21 protein-coding genes are annotated in these 25,360 nt (G+C 36.8%); 17 read left to right on the top strand and 4 right to left on the bottom strand.

Features of this window, described 5'->3' with window-relative positions; all coding sequences use genetic code 11:
* Positions 1 to 39: 39 nt before the first annotated feature.
* From L2672_RS06400 to L2672_RS06450, 11 genes are all read left to right on the top strand, one after another.
* Positions 40 to 1,269, top strand: a complete 1,230-nt coding sequence (locus tag L2672_RS06400) for a KpsE/RkpR family capsule polysaccharide export protein (protein WP_248995000.1) — start codon at positions 40 to 42, stop codon at positions 1,267 to 1,269.
* Positions 1,266 to 2,993: a polysaccharide biosynthesis/export family protein gene (locus tag L2672_RS06405; RefSeq protein ID WP_248995001.1), complete on the top strand. Its 1,728-nt coding sequence runs from the start codon at positions 1,266 to 1,268 to the stop codon at positions 2,991 to 2,993. The genes L2672_RS06400 and L2672_RS06405 overlap by 4 nt, the downstream gene beginning before the upstream one ends.
* Positions 2,994 to 3,074: 81 nt before the next feature.
* The gene (locus tag L2672_RS06410; RefSeq protein ID WP_248995002.1) at positions 3,075 to 4,253 is read left to right on the top strand and encodes a glycosyltransferase; all 1,179 of its coding nucleotides are present in this window, start codon (positions 3,075 to 3,077) and stop codon (positions 4,251 to 4,253) included.
* Between the two features lie 13 nt (positions 4,254 to 4,266).
* Entirely contained in the window at positions 4,267 to 5,541 is a 1,275-nt protein-coding gene (locus L2672_RS06415) for a nucleotide sugar dehydrogenase (protein ID WP_248995003.1), read from the top strand.
* A 42-nt stretch (positions 5,542 to 5,583) separates the two neighbouring features.
* Complete coding sequence (locus L2672_RS06420) at positions 5,584 to 8,310, top strand: glycosyltransferase family A protein (protein WP_248995004.1); 2,727 nt, start codon at positions 5,584 to 5,586, stop codon at positions 8,308 to 8,310.
* A 21-nt stretch (positions 8,311 to 8,331) separates the two neighbouring features.
* On the top strand, positions 8,332 to 9,648 hold the full coding sequence (locus L2672_RS06425) for a DUF6395 domain-containing protein (RefSeq protein ID WP_248995005.1): 1,317 nt from the start codon (positions 8,332 to 8,334) through the stop codon (positions 9,646 to 9,648).
* A gap of 53 nt (positions 9,649 to 9,701) precedes the next feature.
* Positions 9,702 to 11,057 (top strand): phosphoglucosamine mutase, encoded by a 1,356-nt coding sequence (gene glmM, locus L2672_RS06430; protein ID WP_248995006.1) that lies wholly within the window; start codon positions 9,702 to 9,704, stop codon positions 11,055 to 11,057.
* A 66-nt stretch (positions 11,058 to 11,123) separates the two neighbouring features.
* Positions 11,124 to 12,230 (top strand): hypothetical protein, encoded by a 1,107-nt coding sequence (locus L2672_RS06435; RefSeq protein ID WP_248995007.1) that lies wholly within the window; start codon positions 11,124 to 11,126, stop codon positions 12,228 to 12,230.
* A gap of 44 nt (positions 12,231 to 12,274) precedes the next feature.
* Complete coding sequence (locus L2672_RS06440; RefSeq protein WP_248995008.1) at positions 12,275 to 14,380, top strand: capsular polysaccharide biosynthesis protein; 2,106 nt, start codon at positions 12,275 to 12,277, stop codon at positions 14,378 to 14,380.
* A gap of 48 nt (positions 14,381 to 14,428) precedes the next feature.
* Entirely contained in the window at positions 14,429 to 15,613 is a 1,185-nt protein-coding gene (locus tag L2672_RS06445) for a capsule biosynthesis protein (protein WP_248995009.1), read from the top strand.
* Between the two features lie 65 nt (positions 15,614 to 15,678).
* The gene (locus L2672_RS06450; RefSeq protein WP_248995010.1) at positions 15,679 to 16,230 is read left to right on the top strand and encodes an acyloxyacyl hydrolase; all 552 of its coding nucleotides are present in this window, start codon (positions 15,679 to 15,681) and stop codon (positions 16,228 to 16,230) included.
* Between the two features lie 295 nt (positions 16,231 to 16,525).
* On the opposite strand, the gene L2672_RS06455 is transcribed toward L2672_RS06450, so the two are convergent.
* Together L2672_RS06455 and L2672_RS06460 are read right to left on the bottom strand one after the other, a co-directional pair.
* Entirely contained in the window at positions 16,526 to 17,914 is a 1,389-nt protein-coding gene (locus L2672_RS06455; protein ID WP_420833133.1) for a HipA domain-containing protein, read from the bottom strand.
* Entirely contained in the window at positions 17,898 to 18,218 is a 321-nt protein-coding gene (locus L2672_RS06460) for a helix-turn-helix domain-containing protein (protein ID WP_248995012.1), read from the bottom strand. Before L2672_RS06460 ends, L2672_RS06455 begins: the two co-directional genes overlap by 17 nt.
* Before the next feature lie 632 nt (positions 18,219 to 18,850).
* Between L2672_RS06460 and dusA the strand changes: the two genes are divergently transcribed.
* From dusA to L2672_RS06475, 3 genes are all read left to right on the top strand, one after another.
* Positions 18,851 to 19,858: a tRNA dihydrouridine(20/20a) synthase DusA gene (dusA, locus tag L2672_RS06465; RefSeq protein WP_275974967.1), complete on the top strand. Its 1,008-nt coding sequence runs from the start codon at positions 18,851 to 18,853 to the stop codon at positions 19,856 to 19,858.
* Positions 19,859 to 20,195: 337 nt separating this feature from the next.
* Entirely contained in the window at positions 20,196 to 20,507 is a 312-nt protein-coding gene (locus tag L2672_RS06470) for a hypothetical protein (protein ID WP_248995013.1), read from the top strand.
* A gap of 177 nt (positions 20,508 to 20,684) precedes the next feature.
* A complete protein-coding gene (locus tag L2672_RS06475) occupies positions 20,685 to 20,885 on the top strand; it encodes a PspC domain-containing protein (protein ID WP_248995014.1) in 201 nt (66 codons plus the stop codon).
* 120 nt (positions 20,886 to 21,005) lie between these two features.
* Here L2672_RS06475 and L2672_RS06480 read toward each other — a convergent pair whose 3' ends face one another.
* Entirely contained in the window at positions 21,006 to 21,746 is a 741-nt protein-coding gene (locus L2672_RS06480) for an enoyl-CoA hydratase-related protein (RefSeq protein ID WP_248995015.1), read from the bottom strand.
* 35 nt (positions 21,747 to 21,781) lie between these two features.
* On the opposite strand from L2672_RS06480, the gene L2672_RS06485 reads away from it, so the two are divergent.
* Genes L2672_RS06485 through L2672_RS06495 form a run of 3 tightly spaced genes read left to right on the top strand, consistent with a single transcriptional unit; the run spans position 21,782 to position 24,018 of the window.
* Positions 21,782 to 22,264 (top strand): copper chaperone PCu(A)C, encoded by a 483-nt coding sequence (locus tag L2672_RS06485; protein WP_248995016.1) that lies wholly within the window; start codon positions 21,782 to 21,784, stop codon positions 22,262 to 22,264.
* A gap of 12 nt (positions 22,265 to 22,276) precedes the next feature.
* A complete protein-coding gene (locus L2672_RS06490) occupies positions 22,277 to 23,248 on the top strand; it encodes a DUF2333 family protein (protein ID WP_248995017.1) in 972 nt (323 codons plus the stop codon).
* A 2-nt stretch (positions 23,249 to 23,250) separates the two neighbouring features.
* Positions 23,251 to 24,018: a TIGR04219 family outer membrane beta-barrel protein gene (locus L2672_RS06495; RefSeq protein ID WP_248995018.1), complete on the top strand. Its 768-nt coding sequence runs from the start codon at positions 23,251 to 23,253 to the stop codon at positions 24,016 to 24,018.
* Positions 24,019 to 24,110: 92 nt separating this feature from the next.
* Here L2672_RS06495 and L2672_RS06500 read toward each other — a convergent pair whose 3' ends face one another.
* On the bottom strand, positions 24,111 to 25,226 hold the full coding sequence (locus tag L2672_RS06500) for a PQQ-dependent sugar dehydrogenase (RefSeq protein ID WP_248995019.1): 1,116 nt from the start codon (positions 25,224 to 25,226) through the stop codon (positions 24,111 to 24,113).
* Positions 25,227 to 25,360 lie beyond the last annotated feature (134 nt).

Raw genomic sequence — 25,360 nt, forward strand, 5'->3', positions numbered from 1 at the left:
GACATAATGAAGTAAGCGCTTTATTAAAAGGACAAGTTGTTGAATATTCATGTAAAAGAAACGGTAAAGGCGAAAATATCTTCGGATGCCATTACCCCTATGCAGCGTAAGATTAGAAAGCTAAAACGAGATCCAAAGTTATTTATTGCGGACTCCAAGGCGTATGTCGGTGCGAAAAAAACGTTATATCTCACGCGTGCTAAATTAGGCTCATTTATTTTTGTTATTTTAGCCTCACTATTTGTCATAGTGTATTACGGGGTTATCGCGTCTCCTCGTTACACTAGCCAAGTGCAGTTTGTGGTCAAAGAAGTGACCAACAATGAACTGCCAGTTATGGGCCTAGGGGCTATTGGTGCTACGTCAACCAATACTCGAGACGCATTAATACTACAAACATTTATTACTTCTGCAGAAATGGCGCTAGCCCTCGACAAAGAATTGGGGCTTAAAGAGCATTATCAAAGCAATCAATGGGATTGGATAAGCCGATTAAAAGCTGATAGTACACAAGAAGAATTTATTGAATATTACCAAGACCATATTCGTGTTGTGTATGACGACATGTCTGAAGTATTAAATATTGAAGTTCAAGGTTTTGAGATTGAGTTTTCACTGAAATTGGCTGAAGCCGTTTTTTCAATCAGCGAAACGTTTATTAACCACTTAAGTAAAAATATGGTTAATCAACAAATGGAATATGCTCAAAGCGAAGTTGAGCGAGCTTACGCTAAGTTAAAGTCTCAGCAAGTGAACATGTTGAAATTTCAAAATGAAAACACACTCTATAATCCAGAGGTGCAAAGCGCTGCGCTGGTTGAAGCCGTTAATCAATTAGAAAGTGCAATTATTGATCATAAAACTCAGCTTAAATCTTTACATGCATATATGCGTGAAGATGCTGCAGAAATCCGTAGTAAAGAATATGAAATCAAGGCCCTTGAAGCTCAATTGGTGGAAGAAAAGCTAAAACTTACAAACCAAGATTCAGAAGCACTTAATAAAGTTAATATTGATTATAAAGATTTAGAATTAAATACTTTGTTAGCGGCTGACTTATATAAATCAAGCTTAGCCAGTTTAGAGAGTGTACGAGCAGAGGCTTTTAATAAATTAAAATATCTATTAGTTGTTGAGCATCCTCGATTAGCAGAGCAAGAAAAATATCCTAAACGTTTGTATAACATCTTCACTTGGTTTATTGCGCTAATACTTATTTACCTTTTAGGACGCTTAATTGCTTCTGTGATAAAGGAACACAAAGAATGATACAAATAATAAAAATGTCTAAAAAATATATAAAAATTGCTTCACGCTCATTAATGGCCTTATTTTCAAAAGCCACGTGCCTAGTTATGTTAACTGTACTGAATGTGAATTTTGCTCAGGCTTCAATGTCTATGCAAGCTGATGTTGATGATCAACAGCAACAATCCATTATTGATACCTCACAAAGTCAAAGATACGGTGACTGGTTGTTCAAAGGAGGCTTTACTGGACAGTCATTTTCAGCCATTAATCCAAAATATCGAATCAGTCAGGGTGACAATTTATTAGTGCAATTATGGGGTGGTATTGATTACCAAGCGGAAGTACCTGTTGACGCACAAGGTAATATCTTTTTACCCAAAGTTGGCCCAGTTAGGGTATTAGGGGTTAAAAATGCTGATTTAAATGAGGTTATTTTAAAAAGTATTAAACGTGTCTATAAATCAAATGTTGAAGTATATGTTTCACTAGCTTCTAGCCAAAAAGTAAAAATATTTTTGTCTGGCATGGTTGTAAAACCTGGGTTGTACGAAGGACAAAGTGCTGACAGTGTTTTACGGTTCATCGATCAAGCAGGTGGCATACGTGAAGATTTAGGTAGTTATCGAAATATTCAAGTCAAACGTGATAATGAACTTAAATATCAGCTCGATTTATATCAGTTCTTACAAAGCGGCAATATGCCCGCTATTCAACTACAAGATGGCGACGTTATCTTTGTTGGTGCTAAACAAGCAGAAGTCAAATTAGAAGGCGAATTGGGCTTTTCGGGTAAATATGAGCTGACAAAGTTAGCTAATTCATCTGGTAAATTTGAAAGCTTAGATTCAGTATTAAATGCCGTTGTTGCTGACAAAGATGCAACCCATATCACCGTTATCGCTCCAAATTTAACGGCTGACACTGATCATAAAAGCGTAAGAAAAGTCGCTGCAACTCAATACCCCATTAGTCAAGCGGCTACCATACCATTATCAGCCGGCAGTATTGTAAAAGTGACCTCACAATTACGTGCAACCAGCATAAGTGTTGAGGTATTAGGTGAGCACAACTCAGCAAAAGAGATTGTGGTTCCTTGGGGCTCAAGCATGGCTGATTTATTGGAAAACATGGAGTTTAGCCGCTTATCAAATACAGACGCAATTCAGTTATTTCGTGATTCGGTTGCTAAACGTCAAGCTGAGATGCTGCAGGCTTCATTAACCACATTAGAACAAAGTGTGTTGAATGCCCGCTCAGAAACCACAGAATCAGCTCAACTTCGCAAAGCCGAAGCAGAAGTTATTTTGCAGTGGGTTGCAAAGGCGAGAAAACAAAAGCCTCGTGGCCAAGTTTTACTATCTGATGGCTACGATGCAAGCAAAATCATTTTACAACAAGGCGATAAAGTTGTTGTACCTGCAAAGCGTAATCTAGTTATCGTGCATGGCGAAGTAATGTTCCCGACAGCGATTACTTATCAAGATAATATGACAGTAAAAGACTTTATTAATAAGTCTGGCGGTGCAACGCGTAAATTAAGCAATATGAATATTTTAATCATGAAGCCAAATGGCAGCTTTGTTGACGTAAATGATGAGTTGAAAGATAAAACCATCATTGAGCCAGGCGATGAAATATTTGTACTCGCCAAGCCTGACTTTAAAGGCTTCCAAGTCGTTAAAGATATTACCCAGTTAATTTATCAATTAGCCATGTCTACAGCTGTGGTATTGAGTATATAGTTTGAATTTAAATTATATTATATGTTTAACATTGAGTTATTTAAAATTTAAAGTACTCAGATTAATCTTAAAGGATTTATTTTGGAACTAGGTTCTGACTATAAAAAAATTGATTCTGAAAAAAATAAAGAATCTAAATATCCGCTTGAAAGTGAGAGTGTATATCAATGTAATGTAAACGTTGTTGATAAAGGTTTTCAGGGAGGGGAGCGAGTTATTCTAAGGGGATTAGATATATATGATAATGTTTTATTTACAAGGGAATTATCATCTTTAGGACCTTTGTCGACTGTTTTTTTTACAAGTAATTATAATGGAACTATGAAAACGGTATTGAAAGTTGATGGAAAAATAGAAGAGTTAGAAAACTATATAGATTCTATTGAAATAGTTAAAGTAGGCTCAACAAAAAAAGAAATTGAAATCATTCAGAATGATAGAACTATTTTTGCAGCATTAGCAACATATCCTGCTAGAAAAAAGTTAATGATAGAAAGTGTTAATTCACTAATTGAGCAAGTAGACTATATATTTATCTATTTGAATGAGTATTTGGAAATCCCATATGAGATAAAGAACCATAAAGATAGTAAAAAAATCATCTGTATAGTTGATCCAGAAGGTTCTAGGAGAGCAGAAGGGAAATTTCATTGGGTTAGAAAAGTAACTGGATATTACTTAACATGTGATGATGATATTGTTTATCCAGATAATTATATTGAAATAACAATAGCTGAAATTGAAAAGTATAGTCGAAAATGTATCGTTGGGTATCATGGGATAATATTTAAAGATTCAGTTGCAAGTTTTAAATCTGATAGAAAGAAATTCTATAAATTTACTGATGAACTAATTACAGCTCAACAGTGTCATTTACTCGGAACTGGTGTATCTGGTTTTCATGCAAGTTTATTAAAAAATATTGATATAAGAATATTAGAAGATTATCCATTTGCCGTAGATCCAGCATTATCAGTGGTATGTAAAAAAAATAAAATACCCATGGTGTGTATTCCTCATGATAGTGGTTGGCTCAAGTCTTCTGAATTTATGTTATATGGATTGAATGAAGAGAAACAGAACTTTAAAGACAAAAAAAGAGCTGTAGACACTTTGTTGTTTAAAAATAATCCTTGGGGTGGCTCAGGTATAGCGCACATAGTTAGATATTTAAAAAAGAACAAAAAAATTCGTAAACTAATAAATGAACCTAGAAAATTTGTGTATGACTCTCGTATAGCGAGAAAATTTAAACGTTGATAAGAAGTGACTTATGTTAGATATAAAAAATGCAAAAATTGCTGTAATTGGACTTGGATATGTTGGTTTACCACTCGCTGTTGAGTTTGGTAAGCATGTTAAAACTATAGGTTTTGATATAAATAATACTCGTGTTGATGAATTAAAAGATTTCATTGATCATACATTAGAAGTTACAGAGGATGAAATGCGTGCATCTACACATTTCAGTGTAACCGATAAAGTAGAAGATATTAAAGACTGTAATGTATATATTGTTACAGTTCCAACTCCAGTAACCGAGTATAAAACTCCTGATATGACCCCTGTTAAAGCAGCAAGTAGAATGCTTGGGCAGATAGTTAAAAAGGGAGATGTAATCATTTATGAAAGCACCGTATACCCAGGAGCAACTGAAGAGGAGGCTATTCCTGAGGTTGAAAGTGTTTCTGGTTTAGAGTTCAATAAAGATTTTTTTGCGGGTTACAGCCCTGAAAGAATTAATCCAGGTGACAAAGTTAATACTGTTACTAAAATCATGAAAGTAACTGCCGGTTCGACAGAAAAAGTTGCAAACTTTGTTGATGAATTATACAAATTAATTATTACTGCTGGAACACACAAGGCTTCATCTATTAAAGTTGCTGAAGCGGCAAAAGTTATTGAAAATACTCAACGAGATGTAAATATTGCTTTAGTGAATGAACTAGCGTTAATTTTTGATCGTTTAAATATAGATACAAGAGATGTTATCGAAGCAGCAGGTACTAAATGGAATTTTATTAAAATGTTCCCAGGTTTAGTCGGGGGACATTGTATTGGAGTCGATCCCTATTACCTTGCACATAAAGCTGAGCAAAAAGGCTACTACCCACAAGTTATTCTGTCTGGACGTAGAATAAATGAGGGGATGTCCGCTTATGTTGCAAATAAAGTTATTCGCTTAATGAACAGTAAACGAATTCATGTTGTTGATTCACGGATACTTGTTTTAGGCTATACCTTTAAAGAAAACTGTCCCGACGTTCGAAATACCCAAGTAGAAAAGCTTGTAAAAGAATTTGAGCAACATAATGCGACTGTTGATGTATTCGATCCATGGGCTAACCATGAAGAATGTTTAGAAGAGTATGGTAGAGAGTTAATTACTGAACCAGAAAAGAAAGCTTATGATGCTGTTATTTTTGCCGTAGGGCATGATATGTTTATCGAAAAATTCGAAAAAGTAGAATTATTTGCTAAATCAGCAAGAGTTATTTTCGATGTTAAAGGTGTATTGCCTGTCGATAAAATAGATGGTCGTCTGTAAATAAAATTGGTTCCATCTTCCTTTGTTGGTAAGAGTGTTTATATGATGATAAAAAAACTATTTACTGAAACTATAATAAAAAGAAAGATATCAATATTAAAAAAATCTGTTGTTTTGTGTGGTAAGAATAAAGATTATGAATCTATCTATAATCTTCTTTCAGAAATAGATGAAAAGGTTTTTTTATCTGATAGTAAGTATTTAGTTTTTTTATCTCATAATAATTTTATTAAGTTTGTTAATCATGCTTCAATTTTCTTCCTTCAAGAAGAGATGTATGATAAATATTTCTTATGTTTTACATTTTCATTAAGGATAAGAAGTAGGCAAAAACAGAATTTAAATGTCGCAATTGAAACTTGCATTAAAAAGTGGAGATTGGATATGCTAATACACTTTTCATCAATAGCTTATGATGCATATAAACATACACGATATTTAGCACTCAAGTCGTTAGCTCTTAATATAGTTAGTGAAAAGGTAAGTGAATCTAGCGGTGTAAGAGAAAGTATTGAAGTATTTAAAAAAAATGGTAGGTTAAAGTCATTTTATTTGTACTATATTAAAAATAAAGTTTTTCTCGATAAGGAATATCATACAAGTATTTATACCTTCATAAAGAAAGGGATGAATGACCCTTTGATTTCAGAGTTTATCGGAAACTATTTTACCAAAGTTAAGGATATTCCTGTTAAATTTGATATTAGACTTGTTGATTTGTATATATTTGTTGCATCCGACCTCAGGTATAATAAATTTGGGTTATGTATTGATTGTATTTATAATGTCAAAGATCAATTGCCTGATTCAGAACAGAGGAACTTGTTAGTCTCCATACAGAAAATGGATTTTTCTATCAACTTTACTCATTTGAAAATGTCATATATGCAGCTTAGGTTAGCATATTCTAGATATATTTTTATCAAAATCCTAAGTGAGAAAGTAAATTTTAAGGACAGGCATGAATTTGTTGATTTTTTTGTTGATGATATTAAGCACTGGAAAAGTACGGCATTTATTTCAAAGGTTTTTTCATTGTTTTTTCACTTGAAGTTATACAGTGATTTAATTTTGCTAAATTCATTCTTGCCTGATAATTTAAAATCGACGCCAACTATCTTTAATTACTACATTGGTTCTCTAAGGTACGAAGACAGAATAGATGTTGCTTATAGTGAGCTTAATTCCTCATCGGAAGTAATTCCAGTTTATATAAAGTTAAGTCAAAGATATTACTTAGCAAAATATGAAAAAGATTACACTAAAGCACTTAGTTTTGCTAGGCAGGTTTTTAATTTAGTTGATTGTAGAAGTAAATTGAAATGGGCTTTTAAGATTGTTGAAGTTTATTGTGCTGAAGGTGATTTCGATGAGGCTTTTAAGTTTGTATCAACGTTTAGTGACTCCTCTTTTCCTCTTTTATCATTCGTACATTTTAAAAAAGGAACTCTAAGCGAAATAGAGTTTGATTTACTCCAAAGTGTTAGTGTTGATAAAGGCAATGAAGCAAATTATTATTACTTAGCATATTTATATTGCGAACGTAAAGAATATGCCAAGGCTAAGAAATATAGTAGGCTATCTGTTGATTGTAATCAGTCTTTACGTAATTGTTTATTATATGTCTTAATCTTGATTAATGTAGAGAGGGATTTTGCTTCATGTATAAATTTCATAGATCAATATCGATTAGATCAGGATGTTACTTTTGCTAAATACTATGTTTTCTCATTATTGAACATTGGCTTAACTTTTGAAGCGAAAAACTACCTTAAAGAAAAGGAAGAGATATTTTTTAAGTCACCTAATGGTAGTTTAGAATTGAAGTTATTTTCTTCGAATCTTGCTAGGTTGTGTGGTGATTATGAAGAGTCATTTGAGTTATTTTCTAGTATCTTTAATTCTAGTTTTCGATGCTTTACTACTAATGATAATAAAGAGTATTCTCCATCTGTTGAGTTTTTGAATTCATCTGCTTTGATTAATGTGGATGAATCTTTACCCTTAATTTCCGTTATAATGACTAATTTTGGATGGAGTAAATACACGCCTATAGCTATAGATTCAATACTAAAGCAAACATATCATAACTTAGAGTTAGTTATCGTTGATGATAGAAGTGATAAAACGGCATTTAGAAAGTTGTCAAGATATATTCGAAAGCTAAAAGATAATAGGGTTACTTTAATTCGTTTAAAAAAGAATTCTGGGACATATAGAGCTAAAAATGAAGGGCTTAGTATTGTAAAAGGTGACTTTATAACTTTTCAGGATTCAGATGACTGGTCTCACCCTAAACGGTTGATGGAACAATATCTAGTTTTAATTAAGAATAAGAAACAATCTGCAGTGTTAACGCAATACTTACGTGTAAATCCGATGGGGGAAATTCACTTTCAAAATAGTCAAATTTTCAGAAAGGCGTTTATTACCTTAATGGTTAAGCGAAGTGTTATTAAACAACTTGGTTTCTTTGATTCTGTAAGGACTTCTGCTGACAGTGAACTTATTCATAGAATTGAGGCTTATACTGGTACCTCTATTGGCGTTATTAATAGCCCGCTCTATATCGCGAGCTATCACGATAGATCATTAACCTCATATGGCCCTTTTAGTTTAGATCCCATATTAGGTGTTGTGGGATATAGGAAAGAATATTTATTTAATTTTAAAAAGTGGCATAGCAAGATTAAAATTGGTTTTAGTCCATATATAGAAAAATGGCATCAAGAACGTAATTTTCCATGTCCGAATCCAATGTTAAAATAATTTTTATTTATAGAGGTTAGTATGATAGTAAAATTACTTGATTGGAATGGTTTTTTAAGCCTTCAGTTTACTCAAGAAGATAATGACTTAGTGTTAAATAATAATGTCATTCATATGGCTACAAATGTCGCTAATTTTAAAGTTGAATTTGATGTCGAAGAAACACACCCAGACCTCATTGCTTTATCTTCTATTCTTTTAGCATATCCTTTTTTTACTCAAGAGATAAAAGTTCCATTTGCAGTAAGTAAAGAGTTTTCTGATACATTCTACTCAGTTACAAAACGTAAAGTTTCGCCTGTGGATCCTTTTTTAAAGCCAAGAATATCTCCAGAAAAAAGTGTACCTTCATTATGTTTTAGTGGAGGGATAGATTCCACAGCAGCTTTGATGTTGATGCCTAAAGAAACTAAAATGTTCTTTTGTGACCGAATGATTCCATCTAATACCAAGAGTCTCTATAATAAATACGCTGCTTTGAATACGGTCAATGATCTTTTTGAAGCTGGTTATGATATTACCACAGTTCCAACTGATTTTGAGTACATAAGAAGTCGTGTAGGATTTCCTACTGATTTGGCTTCTGCTGTACCCTCATTATTATTAGCTGATAAGTATAGTATAGATTCCATTGCATTTGGCTTGATAATGGAATCAGGTTATCGTGTAGGACATAATAAGTATGAGAATTACCTTCATCGAACTCATTATAAGCGTTGGGGTACACTATTTAAATTAGTAGGGTGCCCATTGTACCTCCCTGTAGTAGGTTTATCTGAAGTTGGAACATCAAAAATTGCACAAACCTTTTCTCATTCTCATACAGTACGTTCTTGCATGAGAGGTGATGAATATACTGAGTGCGGTAAGTGTATAAAATGTTTAAGGAAATCACTGCTGGCAAGTGCGTTGAACAATGTTAAAGTTGATGATAGCTTGATTAAATCCAATTTACAGTCAGCGGAAGTTATTAAGACGCTTTCAGGAGAATATATAAGACATGAAAATGTCTATAGATATATATTAAATAAAATAGATCTTCCAGTTTTATCGAGATTAAATTCTTACATTAAAGATGAGAGTGAAGATGTTTCTTGGATGGAAAAGTGGTATAAACCATCTCTTGAGTTCGTCCCAGATAAATATAAATTTCATCATGTTTCAATGATTCATTCTTTAGTTAGTCCTACAACTTATGATGATGAGTCTTATATTGAACGTTGGGAAAGACAAAGTGCATTAAAGAATGATAATCTAAAATTCGAATGGTTAAATGATCTTGAAAGTTTAATTGAGTCAGAAAAACTTAAGAAAGTACTTCCTAAGTTTAACTTATAACGTTCCTATTTTAAATCAATTAGCTGGCTAGATATTTGTACTCAGGTTAACTCATGAAACAAAAGTTTTTTGGTACGGATGGTATCCGTGGACGTGTAGGGCAGTTTCCTATGACTGCTGATTTTGCGCTTAAATTAGGGTATGCGGCCGGTAAAATATTAGCTGCAAAAGGTACTAAAGAAGTCCTAATAGGTAAAGACACTAGAAGTAGTGGATATATGTTGGAATCAGCTATTGAAGCTGGGCTTTCTGCCGCTGGTGTTAATGTTGCTTTAGCTGGTGTTTTGCCTACTCCAGCTGTAGCTTATTTAACATCTACTTTCCGTGCAGATGCAGGTGTAGTGATCAGTGCCTCTCATAATCCATTTTATGATAATGGTATTAAGTTTTTTTCGAATACAGGGACAAAATTATTTGCCAAGGATGAGGAGGCTATTGAAGCATTATTAGCAGAATTAATTGATTCAAATACAATGCCTTGTATTGATCCAGGCCAATTAGGTAAAGTGCGCCGTATTGGTGATGCCCAAGGTCGATATGTTGAGTTTTGTAAAGGTACTTTTCCTAAAGAGTTGTCACTTGTCGGTTTAAAAATCGTTGTTGATTGTGCGAATGGTGCGGCTTACCAAGTTGCACCTGCTGTTTACCGTGAGTTAGGCGCTAAGGTTATTGCCATTAATTCTTCTCCTAATGGTATTAATATTAATGCAGAGTGTGGTGCTACCCATATGACTAGCTTGCAGCAAGCTGTTATTGAGCATCAAGCTGATGTAGGTATTGCTCTTGATGGTGATGCAGATCGTGTCATGTTAGTTGATCATCAAGGTAAAGTTGTTGATGGTGACGAAATTCTATTTATTCTTGCTGAAGCATTATCTAAATCAGGTAAGCTTAAAGGTGGCGTTGTGGGAACCCTAATGTCTAACTTAGGGCTTGAGCAGTCATTAGCGAATAGAAATATTCCTTTTGTACGTGCCAATGTAGGTGATAAATATGTAGTTGAGCAGTTACTTAAAAATAATTGGTTAATTGGTGGTGAAAACTCAGGTCATATTTTGGCTCTGAACCATGCTACAACAGGCGATGCAATTGTAGCCTCGTTAAAAGTGTTAAAGGTTATGGTGATGAATAAATTGTCATTAGAAACTTTAAAACAAGGCATGCAAAAGTTTCCTCAAGTGTTAATTAACGTGCGCTTAGAAAAATCTCCAGCAGACAGTGTTTTGTCGCACCCTTCAGTTATCCAAGCGGTTCGTATGGCCGAAGAAAATTTAGGCAATGATGGGCGTGTTTTATTACGTAAATCAGGTACTGAACCGTTAATTCGAGTGATGGTTGAAGCAAAAAGGTTAGAGCAAACTAAGCAGCAAGCTGAATTTATTGCTGATGTAGTTCGCTTGGTGGGTTAGTTGCGTTAAATTAATTTATCGTTACGTTGCCGTGTTCGTGAGTAAAATAATATTAGGTGAAAATTAGTGAGTTTACCTTTAATCAGTTTTATTTTGCCTTTTAGCGAACGCGAATATTGTCCTGATGATGAACGTTTGAATCGATTACTTTTTCAACTTAGTGAAGTTGAAGAGACTGAGGTAGTTGTACATTCAAGCGGAAATTTATCGACTAAAACATATGATGCTTTATCTTCATATAATTTCATTAAATGGGTTCATGAGCCACAAGCACATGAGCCTTTTTCTGCTGGTTATGTTCGTAATGTTGCCGTTGAGCATGCAACAGCAGAGTATGTTTTTTTTATTGATGTAGATTTAAACTTTCCAGCTTCTTTACTACCTTATCTTGTATCAAATACTAAACGTCTAAAAGCTATTGGTAAAATGGCTTTCGAAATGTTCCCGTGTATATATTTAAGTCGCGCAGGTACAAAGCAATTTAATGAACAGTTTAATGTAGTATTGGATTCTTTCTTGCTGGGTGAAAATACAATTACTGATGGTATTGCGGTTGCCAGTAGTTGTTTACTAGTTAATAAAGAGTGGTTTAAGCAGTTAGGTGGCTTTGATGTTGAATTCAGTGGACACGGTGGTGAAGATTTAAGTTTGATACATCAACTCTGTTTGCATTACCCAGTTATGCCTTTGACAGCAGATTATCATCTAAATCAAAAAGCTCAGCATCCAGGTGATTATGTTGGGTGTCGACGGTATTTTAGTTTTTACTCATTAGCTCATTTATTTGAAGGTCGCTTTTTTGTTCATTATTGGCATTCAAGACCGCTCAGTCATAAATATCATCAAGCTCGTGTAGTCAATGATGAATTACTTGCAAAAAAGCTCAAACAATCATCAACAAACTTATCTGTAGTAAATTCATTTCATCAGAATTTACTACAGCAGCACTGTAGGCTTTCAAGTGATTTATGTTTGATGCCAGAACATAATTACAAGGTTTGGATGGCAGGCTTGCAGCAACAGTTTGGATATGATGTTGCGGAATATCCTGGGTTATTTCAATGGCGTAAAGGTGTAAAGGTTCATCGCCCTTTGTGGAAAAAAGCCCGTAAGTTGTATCTCAATCCAAAATTGTTTTTTGTAGATGGGCTTAAAAAACTGTTTGCAAAATAAACTTTGCTAGATTTTTATAATTAAGAAATTAAAAGAAACACTTCATGTTGCTTACTCCCGCAAAAACCATCTGGGCCTGCTCTAATGGCATTGTTAAAGACCTACATGTCAGCAAGTTTTTTTCTGCCAAGGTTAACAAAGTATCTCGTTATGCAAAGGTGCATGCTGATGATGCTGTTGTGGGGTGGGGGGAGAAAGCTAACACTCAAAAAGCGCAAGCATTTGCTTTCCAACATCACCTGCCTTATTACCGTTTAGAAGATGGTTTTATTAGTTATTTGAGTCACCCACAGGAAAAGGGCGCGAGGTACTCATTAATATGTGATAAGACCGGTGTTTATTATGATGCAACTAAAGGCAGTGATTTAGAGGCATTATGCCAAAGCTATAAGCAATGGTTTGATGCTGAAATGGAAACCCGAGCATTCAAACTACAACAAAAAATAATTACTCACGGTATTTCAAAGTACAATCATGTGCGTGATGCTTTGCCGGCTTGGTTAGCCTGTTGTGATGATCACAGCGTAATATTGATTGTTGATCAAACCTTTGGTGATGTTTCTGTAATTAAAGGATTGGCAAGCCAAGATAGTTTTTCCCAAATGATTGCAGATGCATTGGCTGCTTATCCTAACCATACTATTGTTGTAAAAACACATCCTGATGTTATTAAAGGGGTCAAGCAAGGGTATATTAATGCGCAATTGTGCCAGCATAATAATGTGCATTTATTAGCTGAAGATGTATCGTTGCCGAGTTTGATGCAAAAGGTGGAACGAGTTTTTACTGCGACATCTCAGTTGGGCTTTGAAGCATTGTTATATGGTTTACCTGTACACTGTTATGGCATGCCTTTTTATGCGGGTTGGGGGCTCACTAGTGACAAGTTAAAATGTGAACGCAGAACGGCTAACCTTTCTTTATCGCAACTTATTGCGGCTAGCTTAATTAAATATCCTCAATACATTAACCCTGAAACGGGTGATAAGTGTGAAGTAGAAACATTAATTGAGTGGTTAAACTTACAACTACAAGATCAATTTAATACGGTTGAGACTTGTTATGTTTTAGGGTTTTCGCTTTGGAAACGCGCATTTATTAAGCCTTTTATTGGCCGTATGGCTAAACAAGTTAAATTTGTTTCTCGTCCTGAAAAATTACTTACTCAAGTAAAACCACAAAACTGTGCGGTATTAGTTTGGGGGAAAAAGAATTCAAGTTTGCATCATAAACTGTCACAACGCTTTAGCGTTTGGCATATGGAAGATGGTTTTATTCGTTCAGTGGGTTTGGGGGCAGACTTGCGTAGGCCATCTTGTTTAGTGATTGATAAACAAGGAATGTATTATGCGCCAGATTCACCATCAGACATCGTTACGTTATTAAATAAGGCGCATTTATCTGCTGAACAACACCATCGAGCAGATCGCCTAATGTACACATTAGTGCATCATGCTCTGAGTAAATATAATGTAGGGCAAACTCTGAGTAAGCAGGCGATATTTAACCAAATTCGTCAAGTTTCTGAAGCTGGTTTACAGCAGGTCATTTTGGTTCCTGGTCAATTTGAGCAAGATCAGTCAATTAAATCTAGTCGTGGCAGAGTCAAAAGTAACTTACAACTTCTAACTTCAGTAAGGTCACAATTTCCTGATGCTTATATTATTTACAAGGAGCACCCAGATTTATACTCTGGCGTACGCCCTGGCGCATTGGGTGCAGAACAAGCGCAACAATATGCAGATTTATATTTAACAGATGTTGATATTGCTGGGTTAATTCCTTTATGTGATCGCGTATGTACTATTACTTCATTAACCGGATTTGAAGCATTAATTAGAGGTAAAAAGGTGTCTACTTATGGCTCGCCTTTTTATGCTGGTTGGGGATTAACGCAAGATGATATTGAATTTCCAGATAGAAATAAGTCGCTGTCATTACACGCTTTAGTTTATACCACACTAGTTAGTTACCCCCGGTATGTTAACTGGAGTAATGGTTACCTGACTTCGCCTGAACGAGTTATGCAGCAACTTACCGATGAAAGAAATGCTTATGATTCTCAAGGTTTATGCGGACGTCAGCTTAAAAGCAGTTGGTTAGCAAGAACAATGCGAAAATGTCAGTATTTCTATGACGCATATCGCTAATCAATCCTTATTAATCCTTTATTTTTATCCTGTTTGAGTGCGCCCTAATTGAAGAATATTTTATTTTTACAAGGCCCGTTAGGGCCATTTTTTAAACAACTTGCAAGATATTGTTCATCTGAAGGAAATGTGACCCATAAAATCAATTTTAACGGTGGAGATCGTTTTTATTCTGGGGCGGATCATGTGGTTGATTATAAGGGAGACACTAAACAATGGGCTGGTTTTTTAACGCAATATCTACAACAGCATAATATTCACGATGTAATTGTATATGGTGACTGCCGTTTTTATCACAAGGTTGCTGCTAGAGTAGCCAAAAAAATGTCTATAAAATTTTGGGCATTTGAAGAAGGTTACATTAGAGCTGGGTTTGTGACTTTAGAACAAACGGGCGTTAATGCCAATTCAGACTTATATGGTAACGTGCAACTTGACGGAATAAACGTCGACGAAGTAGAAAGCTCTTATAAACCTACTCCCACCTTTGCAAAAAGGGCCAAATATGCCATGTGCTATTACTTTGCTCGAGCCGTTTTTCGGCCAGCATTTCCATTTTACCAGCATCATAGGCCTTGGACGTTTTATCAAGAAGGTGTTTATTGGCTTAAAAGTTTTTATGAGAAATGGCAGGCAAAATTCATTGACCCACCAAAGTATCGAACATTTGTAAAACAGTTCGAGCAAAATATTTTTATATTACCGCTTCAAGTTGAAGTTGATTTTCAATTAATAGAGCACTCAAACTTTAAATCAATGCAACAGGTGTTAGATGTGGTAATGAGCTCTTTTGCTGCACATTCTTCAGTCGAACAAGGGTTATTAATCAAGCATCATCCTCAAAATAGAGGGTTTAAAAACTACCGCAAGTTTATTCACAAGCGTGCCGTTGAGTTGGGAATTGAAACTAGAGTGCTATATGGCCATGACTTTAATTTACCGGACGCTTATCGTCACGCTAAGGGTGTAGTAACGGTAAATAGTACGGTAGGCATTTCTGCATTGTTACATCATTTGCCAACTAAGGTACTAGGAAAAGCGTTATATAACATTGATGGACTAACCTATCAGGGTAATTTAGCCAACTTTTGGAATAATAATGAACAAGTTAATGAAAATTTATTCGCTAATTTTAAAAACATTATATGTACTCAAACTCAACTGGCTGGCGACTTCTATAAATATTCTCAAGTACTAATACAGGGCTCGCTAAAGAAAATAAATGGGAATTAGTTTGTAACTCTTTGTATCACATACTATATTTAGAAACATAATTATAACATTGGAGTAGCAGCGTTATGCTGACTATTAGTGAATTTATGAATTCTAGATATAGCGCTTTAACGTGTTTTATTTTAGTTTTTGCTTTTTATACCCATGATGTAAAAGCTAGCTCAGGGATTCGGTGTTTAGGTTCAGAACCTAATGAAGAGTTGAATGTAGATGTAAAGGTTTATGAATGTAGTTATTTTTACTCATTTAACTTTCAAAACTTAGTTGAGTCGGTAAAATTTTATCCCATTACGAATGTGGGGATGTTAGCAACACCAGAAGATAGTAGCTTGATGCTAGGGTTGGGTGGTGGAGCTGACTGGGAAATACTGCCTAAAGTTAATCTTTTAGCTGAGGGAGGAGTGTATTGGTTGGAAGACCATGACTTTGGTGTAAGAGGTGTGGCTTATAAAGATTATGGTGGGCCATGGCAATTTTTTGCTAAAGCTGGTGCAAGTTACAGTATCGCTAAGAATTGGGATTTAGGTTATGCCTATTTGCATATTTCTAACGGTGGACGCTATTACGTTAACCCTTCATATGACGGACATAGTTTGTTCGTAAATTATGCGTTTTAATTTACTCGGGACATAAAACACTTTTATTACAAGCTCAGCTGAAGGTCTGTTAAAGGATTGCTACCAGCAGTTGAGTTCATTTCAATCTTCCTCTTTTTATATCACATTGAATATCTATGCTTATTGATATTCTCGTTTTACAATCTCGAGAGAAATAACCTCCCACAAATATCATTTCTTTTAATTGCTTTTCAGTATTTTTTTAAAGTCATCTTCTGTTATCATTCGCAGCCGAAAATGCCATTTGGATATTAAGTCTGCAAACTGGTATTTTATAAATGACTTTTCTTCTTCACTAAATTAAGTCGCTCATTTCTGTTATTTGATCCACTTCTGCACTTAGCTCTTCCACTGATTCATCAATAATTTGAATACAGGTATCAACATGCTGTATTTCAGAATCAGTTAACTGCTGTTTAAGTGCATCAGCTTTGGCTAAATCAACAGATGCTTGCACTTGCTTGATCATTTGCTTCATCAACAATTGCAGACGAGGGAGTGATATACCAAATTCATGGGCGAAGTCTGCCAACATGTAAGCAGTAAACGGGTGATTAAAATTACCAGCACTGCCAGCACCATATTCACCTATCGACATCGCGAAATGGTTTGCCATTGGCGCATTTGAGTTTTCATTAGCTTGTTTTGCTTGGATCTCTCGAATGATGGCCTCAATATTTACTAAATCGTAAAATGGCGTAAGACTTAAACCCTGTTTACCCACAAAGAAACTGATGTTCTTACCGTGAGCATCATAGTTACGCACTAAAATATTAAAGGTCATCCAGCGTATAAGTTGCGTTTGATACGCTTCGGCATTGGTTGTTTTTACATTGAACAGCTTCACAAAAGACACACCATCACGAATATAAATACCGTCGCCTTCATCACCGTGTTGACGTTCGTATTTGTAGGAAGGGGGTAGGTTAGTAGCTTGGCAGCCATCGATAATGTGACGGCGCATAACACGCTGTTGCTCAGCTATTAATTTACGGTCAAAACGGTCAATGACAAACGCGCTGACTTCTCCATATTTTCGTACTGACACCTCTGGTACATCGATGCCGGAATGTTTCGCCAGTAACATGGTAAATAATTCATTCACAGCAATAAAAGGCGCTTTACCCGTTTCAAACTTAAATATCTTATTGGAGCAAAGCTGACCTTCACCAAAGCCTAATTTGCCATCTATCTCTAATAAGTTAAGTTTATCTTGTACACCCGCAACTGATAGCCTTATCCGGCCATCCCAATAGGTAATTGATTCTCCAGCATTCTTAAAACGAGCTAACTTTTCGATAAGTTCTTCATTAGTGACTTCTCGAAATGAAGTTTCGGTTTCTTGATTGTTATGACTGGTAAATGATAACGCGCCAGATGTGTCAGCGCCGATGATCTTGATAAGCCCAAAGGTATTATTTTTGGAGATAGTGGTATTACTAGTGATCTCTTCTAACCCTTTCCCTTCAGGTAACAAGTTTTGTAGGAAGTTCCGAACCGCTCTGTGATCAAACTCACCGTTCAAAGGCAGGTGGGGCGAGATAGCAAAACCCTCTTTAATCCAATCAGGCTCGTAAGTTAAGGTTAATTCGGTTTCAGAGCCTACAGGAATGGTTATTGCCGCAATTCTACGATCATGACCGATATAAACGTTCAGGGTATTTAGATCAGTACCAGTCATCACTTGCCCCTGTTTCTTCTTTGGAAGTAGAATCATCGGAAAGAAGGCTAAATGAAAGACCAAGGTATTCCATTACCTTGAGAAGGTTCGCTAACTTTACATTGGTATCGCCTTTTTCTATTTTCACCAGCGTTGGCTTTGAAATAGACAATGCCTCAGATACATCTACGAGAGACAGCTTCATACCCGTTCGCTTTGCGGTGATCGCCTCAGCGAGCTGAGTAGGGGTAAAGCGTTCTGATAAGTTAGGCATCACTGTTGCCTTAACCGCTTTACCTGTTCTGTTTGTCTTGGCAAGATTACTCATATAAGTTAACTACTATTTACTTTTAAATATAAAGTAATGCCGAAACAGTTATAAGTCAAATATAATTAACTTATAGATTTTGAGAGACTTTTTCTCATTAAAAGTCAGTTATAATTTACTTTTAAATGCTGTGAAAGAGTCTAGTAAAGATAGTTCATATCTCTAGTTTTGGCAGGGCTTTAACTACCTTCAGTGTTTCGAGGCTAACTGTTATAACTTTTTGCAGCAGCTCTAGTGGATACTTTGAGTTGCCCATCGTTTCCTTGTCAATAAGATCAAAATCTTGCTTGTTAAGATTGTACTCTACTTTGTGAACGGTATTTTTCGCCCATCATGTCGCAGCCACTTTAGACTTTAGACTTTAGACTTTAGACTTTAGACTTTAGAGTGGAAGGTTTGACTCTTTGATAATGTGATGACCCCATTTCTTTTACGCTGACGCTAGCACAATACACGGTATCGTTTTTTCTTGTTCGCTTATTGATGGTATAATTTACCATTACGCTTACTCCAGTAGTTCCCCCGAGATGGTCTAAAAGAGGATAAAACGCTAACCAAAGGCGTTTTATAATGCTGGTTAAAATTAAATGCATTAACTGCAAGCAACTGATTAATATTAAGGTTTTACATAATTGATTAATAACAAGTTTGACAGCACCTTTTCCATTGCTCCCATGCTTGATTGGACTGATCGCCACTATCGATATTTTGCTCGTACTATGTCGGCCAATACTCTTCTGTATACCGAAATGGTGACCACTGGGGCGATTATTCATGGTAGTGGTGATTACCTTGCTTATAACGAAGAAGAGCATCCTATTGCGTTGCAATTAGGGGGATCGAACCCGGCTGATTTAGCCCATTGCGCCAAGCTTGCGGCTGAACGTGGCTACGATGAAGTGAACATTAATGTGGGTTGCCCGTCTGATCGCGTTCAAAATGGTCGCTTTGGTGCGTGTTTGATGGCTGAGCCTGAATTAGTTGCCGAAAGTGTTGATGCGATGAAGCAGGTGGTGGACATTCCTGTGACGGTTAAAACCCGTATTGGTATTGATGACCAAGACAGCTATGAGTTTTTAACCCGTTTTATTGGAATGGTTAGCGCTAAAGGGTGTACCGACTTTACCATTCATGCACGTAAAGCCTGGTTGCAAGGGTTAAGCCCGAAAGAAAACCGTGAGATCCCACCGTTAGATTATGATCGCGTATATCAATTAAAGCGCGATTTTCCGCAGCTAAACATTGGTATTAACGGTGGCATTACTAGCCTTGAGCAAGCAAAAATTCATTTACAGCATGTTGATGGTGTAATGGTGGGGCGTGAAGCGTATCAAAACCCTTATATTTTGGCGCAAGTTGATCAGCAGTTATTTAATAGCAATGCACCTGTGCTTTCTCGTGAGGATGTGATTGAAAAAATGGTGCCTTACATTGAAAAGCACCTGCAACAAGGTGGACGGTTAAACCATATTACTCGGCACATGATTGGTTTGTTTCAAGGTTTACCGGGTTCACGAAGCTGGCGACGTTTCTTAAGTGAAAATGCTCATAAGCAAGGCGCGGGTATTGAGGTGGTGCGGGGTGCTATTGATTTGATGAATGCTAACAAGCCTGCAGTTGATCCAGAATTAGAAAGGTAAGCGAAGTCGGTTATAAATGGACTCATTAGCTTTTTAAATTATTGTCTTATTAAAGCGCCTTTATGGCGCTTTTTTTGTGGCTAAAAACGGCTTGAACATCGATTAAAAACTCCAATAGTGAAAATAACTAAACTGGGTGGTGAAATTTACCAATTGTTCGTTTTTTGTTCTGAGTTGATTGGTGATAATACGATTAAATCACAATGATTAAATTTTAAATTAATATAATTCAACACCTTATCATGTTTTTTAAAAGTTGGCACAAGGCTTGTAATAACCCTTTTGTATCGCAGTGATCAATCACGTCACTGTAACCAGAATAGAAAAGGAAGCCACCATGTTTACATTCAATGCAAAAAATCGTCTTAGTCGTTTAGCGGGTATCGCTACTGTTGTTTCAGTAATGTCAGTGTCTAGTTTTGCCGCTAATGCTAATGAGTCACTATCTCAAGAGGCGTTTAAAGTGTTAGAGCAAAGCTTTAGCAAAGCCAGTCATGAACTAATGACTACCGCTAAAAATGAATTAATGTTATCGCTACAAACTCAAATTGCTGAGCAAGTATTTGATATCAATACGCTAGCTGAAGATGAAGCCATGGCGAATCATGCTAAAACGCAGAACACGACGACAGCAAAGAGTGACAAGTAATGTGGTTGCTAGACTCTATCGGATTGATGATGCCATTGCTGGCGATATTACTTCTGCCTCTTTTAAGCTTTATGTTATGTGCTGTAGGCGCAAGTTTGATCAGTAAATGGCAAATCAATTAGCAATGTCGAGCTTAAACACTTTATTCATTTTTTATATCTTTTAAGGATAAACATTATGCAACACGTGCTAGAAAAGTTAGCAGGTAAATCAAGCGTTATTTGTGGTGTGTGCCAGTACCTTGCAAAGCAATTTGGCTGGTCATTATTGTGGACAAGGGTTATCGCTTTACTTATTTTAGTGGCTAATCCGTTTATAACCCTGATTGTTTATCTGGTATTTGCCATTATTGCTGACACCAAAGCGGCGAAATATTAATGACCCTTTAGCTGAAATTCACCTACGCTTTATGGGGTAGCTAAGCTAACAGCTACTCTGATGATGGTAACTTAACCAAGGGTCATTAGTGCAAAAGCAAATACATTAATTTTTATTGTATTAATTTGATTTAGATAAAAAGGCTTGGAAGATTTTTTTAGCTTCATCGCTTTTTAGTCTGGTATCAAATTGAGTTAACTCTAACTTCATTTGTTGTTTTACGGCCTCTTGATTATGGCGTAATAACTGGCGTGAAGCCTGTAAAGACTCTGGCGGTTGGCTGGCTAATTTTTTAGCTTTGCTTAAGGCAAAGTCAATAACGTTTTGCTCGACAACTTGATTAATAATATTCAAATCAGCAGCCTGCTGCGCATTAAATGGTTCACCTAACAGGATTAATTCGGCAGCTTTCTGATGACCAACAATTAACGGTAACAGTAAACTTGAAGCGGCTTCTGGTACCAATGCTAGGTTAACAAATGGCAGTTGGAATTTGGCCGAACTATCGGCATAAACTAAATCACAATGCAGTAATAACGTGCTACCAATGCCAACAGCATGACCTGAAACTGCGGCAACTAACGGTTTTTTTAGGTCTAATAAACAAAATAAAAATTTAACGGTTGGGTGGGCTTCATTTAGGTCGCCACTTTGTAAAAAGTCAGCAATATCATTACCCGCCGTAAAACAATTACCTTCACCATGTAACATAAAGGCACGAATGTCGTTGTTGCTTTCGCCTTCGATAAGGTATTCTGTGAGTTGTTGATACATCTCTAGATTAAACGCATTACGTTTTTCTGGACGGTTAAAGCTGATGATACGAACACCTTGTTCATCATGCATTTTTATAAGACTCATTCGTTGTTTCCTTTATAAACACGAGCAGGGATTACATGGAGTTTAAGACATTGAAAGCAATATTCAAACACTTGTTTAATTTTTTAATGCTGGCATCATTATCATTTATGGCAAATGCAAATGTGGTTATGACCGAGGGTTATGTGCGTGCAATGCCAGCTTCGGTGCCTAACACTGCCGCTTACGTCACGCTAGAAAACCACTCCGACAAAGCCGTTACTGTTGTTGGCGTTGAAACCGATATCGCAAAAGAAGCTCAACTTCATACCATAATAGATGAAAATGGCATGGTTAAAATGCGCCAGGTTGAAGGGTTTACTATTGGTTCTCATGAATCATTAACGTTAAAACCTGCTGGCGACCATATAATGATTTTGGGCCTTAAAGCGCCATTAGCAGAGAATAGTAAGGTTAATTTAACATTGATCTTTGATAATGATCAGCGATTAGACGTTGAGTTACCTGTTGTGAAAAAGCCTCAAGCGTCAGAGCATGATCATCACCAGCATCACCATTAAGGAGTTGTATCGATGGAATTTACACGGAAAAAAGTTTTTACGGCCGGTGCAGTAGTCTTTCTAATTGGCTATTTTGTGAGTGTTTGGTGGAGCATAGAGCCTGACCCAATCGATCCGGTGGCGTTACAAAGTGAGTCAGGTAAAAATGTAGTGGGTTATGCCACCACAGGAGCCATCATTAACACTATGGAAACGCTATTAGATAAACCGGGTGGATGGTTGTCGAATGACATGATGCCACCTTCAGTTTTCATGGATAATATGCCCGCTTTTGAGTTTGGTGCGTTAGAGCAAACTCGTGATTTAGCGCTGATTATGCGTAAAGAGTTTAGTCGTTCTCAGTCTCAATCTGCAGCAGATAAAGACCTACTGACCGCACATTCAAAATTGAACATTGAACATACCAGCTGGTTAGTACCAAGCGCTGAAAGTGAGTATCGTGATGCCATTAAATTATTCAAGCTTTATCAAGCAAGAATAAGTGATTCAGACAATACCAATGCCCAGTTTTATGCTCGTGCCGATAATTTAAATGAATGGCTAAAAGAAGTACAAAAGCGTTTAGGCAGTATTTCTCAGCGACTATCCGCGAGCGTGGGGCAAGACCGTTTGAACACGGATCTCGCTGGAGAAAGTGGCGCGCGTCAATCAACACCTAATGCTGCCAGTTCAGAAATTAAAACCAGCTGGTGGAAAATAGATGATGTTTTCTACGAAAGCCGGGGTTCTGCATGGGCGCTGCTTAACTTTATGCGCGCAATTGAAGTAGACTTTGCCGGTGTACTAGAAAAGAAAAATGCTGAAGTGAGCTTACAGCAAATTATTCGTGAGCTTGAAGCAACTCAGCAACCCGTTTGGAGCCCAATGGTTCTTAATGGTGATGGATTTGGTTTAGTGGCTAATCACTCATTGGTGATGGCTAATTATATTTCACGGGCAAATGCTGCCGTAATTGATTTAACTAATTTACTTTCTCAGGGATAACAATGAAAAAGACTCTTATCGCAACCGCGTTATTAGGTATGTTGAGTGTTTCATCGGCTCAAGCCGCTACCGTTTTAGGTTTTAAGGTGGGTGGTGATGTATGGCAAACGGATGCCTCTGGTAGCTTTAATGCTGACAGCAACATTGGTCATGCAACTGGTCCTGCACAAACCTATAATTACGATTCTAAAACGCAAGGAAGTGTGTGGATTGCGCTAGAGCATCCTATTCCTCTAGTGCCTAATATTAAAATTCGTGAAAACCGTTTAGAAGCTTCAGGTTCAAAATCTGATACCGATTTCTTTTACAATGGTTTCAATTTTGCAGGCGAGTCAACCGCTTACAATGAGCTAAGTAATACTGATTTTGTACTTTATTATGAAATCTTAGACAACGATGTTGTGTCATTAGATTTAGGTGCAGCGTATAAGCAAATGCATGGTTCATTACGCATTGACGGTGAAGTGGGCGATAGCCGCGCTGCGACTCAACGTGATATCGATAGCGGTGTCGTTATGGCATACGGTAATGCTCAAGTGGGTGTTCCTGGACTAGGCTTATTTGTATTTGCTGATGTATTGCTAGGCATAGACGAAAGTGGCGTACATGATTACAGTGCCGGTTTAGGTTGGGAATTTGATGGTGTTGCCTTAGACACTTCAATTCGTGTTGGCTATCGTGATTTCAGCTTTGACGTTGATAGATTCTCAAGCACAACTCAAGATATGCAGTTTAAAGGCGCATTTGCCGGTATTGAATTAGCATTTTAATTCAGTGTGTTGAAAGCTAATAATAAAAATGGGTACCCTATAAGGTACCCATTTTTTATGGTGAAAGTTTTGGCAGGGTGGCTTTAGCCAAGTTATTTTTTCGCGTCGTCTGTAATATAGCTTATACGGTAAATGGCATTCCCAGCGTCGTCAGATACTAACACCGAACCATCTGGCATAGTCATAATATCAACCGGACGCCCCCAGCTTTGTTCTCCTTGCAGCCAACCCGTTGCGAAAGGCTGGTAACTTTTCACGTTATTTCCTTCTAGCTCAACCTGCATAACGCGATAACCCACTTTGCTGCTGCGGTTCCATGAGCCATGTTGGGCAATTAAAATGCTGTTGCGATATTGCTCTGGAAACTGTTGCCCTTGGTAAAATTCCATCCCTAATGCCGCAACATGAGCACCAAGGTTTAACACGGGTGGCGTATTAAGTTTGGCTATTTCAGGGTTAGAAAATTCAGGATCTGCAATATCGGCATTATGAATATACGGGAAACCAAAATGTTGGCCAACTTGAGTAACATGGTTTAATTCATCATCGGGTAAGTCGTCGCCCATCATGTCGCGGCCGTTATCGGTAAACCATAGCTCGCCGGTTTTAGGGTGAAAATCAAACCCAACACTGTTACGCACCCCCTTAGCCACAATCGTAGTTTCTTTGGTATCAACATCTAACTTTAGAATTGATGCAAAAGGCAGCGGTTCTTCGCACACATTACATGGTGCACCAACCGGAATATAAAGTTTTCCGTCAGGGCCGAAGGCGATAAATTTCCAGCCGTGATGAGACTTATTGGGTAACTTGTTATACACCAATTCAGCTTGGCCAATTTCTGGCAACTTGGCCTCGATATCTTTATATCGCCAAATTTTGTCGACTTCAGCCACGTATAAACTGCCCTGATGAAATGTGATCCCTGATGGCATATTTAATCCACTAGCGATGGTTAATTGCTTATCTGCTTTCATGTCATTATTGGTGTCAATTAGCGCGTACACATTACCTGCTCGACGACTGCCCACAAAGACAGTGCCTTTATCACCTAATGCCATTTGCCTCGCATTTTCAACATTGTCAGCATAAATATCGATACTAAAGCCTGCGGGTAAAATAATCTTGTCTAACGGTAGGGCTTGTGCGTTTGACCATGGGGTTAAACACGCCAGAGTCGATAAGGTCAATACCAAAGGTTTAAGCATAATCGTGTCCTTTATTGTTGTTTTTATTTAGTATTAATTTTTCAGAGGGTAACTAAATTGTTTGTCGTTTAGGTTAACTGAGTCATGGGCTGATGCAAATATATTTATTGCAGTTTACCTTGATGATAGAGGGG

The organism is Shewanella gaetbuli, from assembly GCF_023284065.1.
Taxonomy (GTDB): Bacteria; Pseudomonadota; Gammaproteobacteria; order Enterobacterales; family Shewanellaceae; genus Shewanella; species Shewanella gaetbuli.

Coding starts and splice junctions, on each gene's coding strand:
- L2672_RS06415 (WP_248995003.1), top strand. CDS start 4,267: ATGTTAGATATAAAAAATGCAAAAATTGCTGTAATTGGACTTGGATAT.
- L2672_RS06475 (WP_248995014.1), top strand. CDS start 20,685: ATGCAACACGTGCTAGAAAAGTTAGCAGGTAAATCAAGCGTTATTTGT.
- L2672_RS06420 (WP_248995004.1), top strand. CDS start 5,584: ATGATGATAAAAAAACTATTTACTGAAACTATAATAAAAAGAAAGATA.
- L2672_RS06480 (WP_248995015.1), bottom strand. CDS start 21,746: ATGAGTCTTATAAAAATGCATGATGAACAAGGTGTTCGTATCATCAGC.
- L2672_RS06460 (WP_248995012.1), bottom strand. CDS start 18,218: ATGAGTAATCTTGCCAAGACAAACAGAACAGGTAAAGCGGTTAAGGCA.
- L2672_RS06450 (WP_248995010.1), top strand. CDS start 15,679: ATGCTGACTATTAGTGAATTTATGAATTCTAGATATAGCGCTTTAACG.
- L2672_RS06500 (WP_248995019.1), bottom strand. CDS start 25,226: ATGCTTAAACCTTTGGTATTGACCTTATCGACTCTGGCGTGTTTAACC.
- L2672_RS06490 (WP_248995017.1), top strand. CDS start 22,277: ATGGAATTTACACGGAAAAAAGTTTTTACGGCCGGTGCAGTAGTCTTT.
- L2672_RS06425 (WP_248995005.1), top strand. CDS start 8,332: ATGATAGTAAAATTACTTGATTGGAATGGTTTTTTAAGCCTTCAGTTT.
- glmM (WP_248995006.1), top strand. CDS start 9,702: ATGAAACAAAAGTTTTTTGGTACGGATGGTATCCGTGGACGTGTAGGG.
- L2672_RS06470 (WP_248995013.1), top strand. CDS start 20,196: ATGTTTACATTCAATGCAAAAAATCGTCTTAGTCGTTTAGCGGGTATC.
- L2672_RS06495 (WP_248995018.1), top strand. CDS start 23,251: ATGAAAAAGACTCTTATCGCAACCGCGTTATTAGGTATGTTGAGTGTT.
- L2672_RS06440 (WP_248995008.1), top strand. CDS start 12,275: ATGTTGCTTACTCCCGCAAAAACCATCTGGGCCTGCTCTAATGGCATT.
- L2672_RS06405 (WP_248995001.1), top strand. CDS start 1,266: ATGATACAAATAATAAAAATGTCTAAAAAATATATAAAAATTGCTTCA.
- L2672_RS06485 (WP_248995016.1), top strand. CDS start 21,782: ATGGAGTTTAAGACATTGAAAGCAATATTCAAACACTTGTTTAATTTT.